Here is a 2,857-nt window from a genome sequence, read left to right as displayed (position 1 = left end):
ACAGGCCCCGGCCTTTTTGGGCGCGTACCCGGCCGAGTGCGGACAGGATCTTCACGGCTTCGCGGACGACGGTGCGGCTGGTGCCCAGCTGGCGGGCCAGGTCGTTTTCGGTCGGCATGCGGTCGCCGGGTCGCAGGCCCAGCCGGGCGATGAGCTCCAGCACCTGCTCGGCCGCCACCTCATAGCCCGGCCGGTATCCGCCCTCACGCTGGGTCTCGGTCACCGCGCTTCCTCCTCACGATCGCAGTAAAAGTATGACTCTGCGGGCCATTTCCCCCACAGGCTGTCCGGGACGCGGCATCGTGAGTACGAAACATCATCGCGATTCACGCGAGGCGGTCCGCCCGTGCGGGAATGCCCGCGCGAGTTTCCGCTGGTCAGAGACTTCTGATCGTTACGACCAGATGACGTTTACATGCCTGCCGTGAAAATTAAGTGTTCTTAAGGTCTTGACGGGCCTCGGTGCTCGCACCCGTAATTGGTAGCTGAGCACCCGGAGGATGCTTCTTCCGGGCCCCTGAGGCTGGACCACACGGCGGGTGTGTGGAGGCGTGTCGCATGCCTCCCCACCGTGGTCGGCCACGTCGGCTTCCATCACCTCACTCCACCCGGCCCCCCGTGGTGGCACGTGAGGGCCGCACCACCATGGAGAAGCACGTGACCGATCGAATTGAACATCCGTCCCCACCTGTCGCGGTGTTGAGGCCGCTTCTGGTTGGTCTCGTCATCGCGGCGCTGACCGTGGCGATGACAGTCGTCGCATCGGCCACCGCGGCCCGCGCCGCCACCACGACCCTCTACGTCTCGCCCTCGGGCACCGGCAGCACCTGTTCGTCCGCCCAGCCGTGCTCGCTGTCGGGCGCGCAGACGGCGGTGCGGTCGCAGAACAGCTCCATGTCCGGGGACATCGTCGTGCAACTCGCCGAGGGCGTGTACCGGCTGACCTCGCCGCTGCGGCTGACCGCCGCCGACTCCGGCACCAACGGATATCGGGTCGTGTGGCAGGCGGCCCCGTCGGCGCATCCCGTCATCAGCGGCGCCCGGGCGGTGACCGGCTGGACGCTCGCCAACCAGGCGAAGAACATCTGGCAGGCCAACGTCGGCGCCGGGATCGACACCCGGCAGTTGTACGTCAACGGCGCCCTCGCCACGCGCGCGCGTACCCAGGTCAACCGGTCCGACTTCACCGCGACCGGCACCGGTCTGCGGTTCAGCAGCAGCGCGTTGAGCTATCTGAACAACCTGGCCGGCCAGAACAGGGTCGAGCTGGAGAGCGTCGGTTCGTTCACCGACCGGTACGTGCGGGTGCAGAGCATCAGCGGCAACTTCATCACGATGCAGCAGCCCAGCTGGAGCAACAACATCTTCGGGTACGACACGTTCACCACCCCGCACCGGGCCGGGCCGCTCTACATCGAGAACGCCTACGAGTTCCTCGACTCTCCGGGTGAGTGGTACATCAACCCCTCGACCGGCGTGCTGTCCTACATTCCTCTCTCCGGGCAGAACATGAGCAGCACCAGCGTGGAGTTGCCGGTGTTGCAGTCCCTGGTGAACGTGGGCGGCACCTACGACGCGCCCGCGCACCACATCGCCTTGAGCGGCATCACCTTCACCGGCACCAGCTGGCTCGGGCCCAGCAGCAACCAGGGCTTCGCCGACCAGCAGACCGGCTCCTACATCGCGGGCAACTCCAACTGGCCCGGCGACCTGCCCAGCTCCTGCCAGGAGGGCTGCCAGCAGTTCGAGTCCACCCGGCCGAACTGGGCCCAGATGCCCGCGGCGGTGCAGGTCTCGGCGGCCGACCACATCACCTTCTCCGACTCGCAGTTCGTCAACCTGGGCCAGACGGCCGTGGGCATCGGCAACGACGCGAACGCGCACGCCAGCGGAGTCGGCCTGGGCGCCAGCGACATCACGGTCACCCGATCCGAGATCGCCCGCAACTCGGCCGGCGGCGTCGTGGTCGGCGGCGTGCGCGCCGACGCCCACCACCCCAGCGACCAGCGGATGGTCAACCGCAACATCACCATCACCGACAACCGCATCCACGACCTCGGGCTGGACTACCGGGGCATCGTCTCGGTCCTGACCACCTACGTCACCACCACCGACGTGTCCCACAACGAGGTCTACAACATGCCCTACACCGGCATGTCGATCGGGTACGGGTGGGGCGCCAACGAGCCCGGCGGCAGCACCCAGTACACCAACCGGGGTCTGTACAACTACCAGCCGCGCTACACCACGGCCACCACGGCCTCGGGCAACAAGCTCGTCGGCAACTACGTGCACGACGTCATGCAGCAGATGACCGACGGCGGATGCATCTACACGCTGTCGTGGAACCCGAACGCGCTGATCAGCGACAACTACTGCCTGCGGACCAACGGCTGGTTCGGGCTCTACTTCGATGAGGGCTCCAAGTACTACACCGTCAGGAACAACGTCTTCTCCAACACCGGCACCTGGGCCACCGCCAACTACTGGGGCGGTGAGAACATGGGCAACTTCACCGTCACCGGCAACTGGTCGACCAACGGCAGCACCAACATCACCAACGGCGACCGCGGCAACGTCGTCAACAACAACGTGACCGTCACCAACGGGCAGTGGCCGTCGGGCGCCCAGTCCGTGATGGCCTCCGCCGGGCCCCGGAACGGCACGTCGACACCCTCCCCGTCACCGTCGTCGCCGTCGGGCGGCACCAGCGCGCTGAAGGGTGTGGCCTCCGGGCGGTGCCTGGACGTCAGCGGGGCGTCGCAGGCCAACGGCGCCCAGGCGCAGATCTGGGACTGCAACGGCCAGCCCAACCAGCAGTGGACCACCACCAGCGCCGGTGAACTGCGCGTCTACG

At 67.2% G+C, this 2,857-nt stretch carries 2 protein-coding genes; one reads left to right on the top strand and one right to left on the bottom strand.

Annotated features, from left to right (window positions below; all coding sequences use genetic code 11):
* On the bottom strand, positions 1-223 hold a 223-nt coding region (locus tag FLW16_RS42740), incomplete at its 3' end, for a FadR/GntR family transcriptional regulator (RefSeq protein ID WP_142566694.1).
* A gap of 524 nt (positions 224-747) precedes the next feature.
* On the opposite strand from FLW16_RS42740, the gene FLW16_RS45840 reads away from it, so the two are divergent.
* On the top strand, positions 748-2,857 hold a 2,110-nt coding region (locus tag FLW16_RS45840; protein ID WP_142566695.1), incomplete at its 3' end, for an RICIN domain-containing protein.

The organism is Microbispora sp. KK1-11 (genome assembly GCF_006874435.1).
In the GTDB taxonomy this organism is placed as follows: Bacteria; Actinomycetota; Actinomycetes; order Streptosporangiales; family Streptosporangiaceae; genus Microbispora; species Microbispora catharanthi.
Note: the sequence above shows the minus strand (reverse complement) of the source record. Positions and strands in the feature narration are given on the sequence as shown.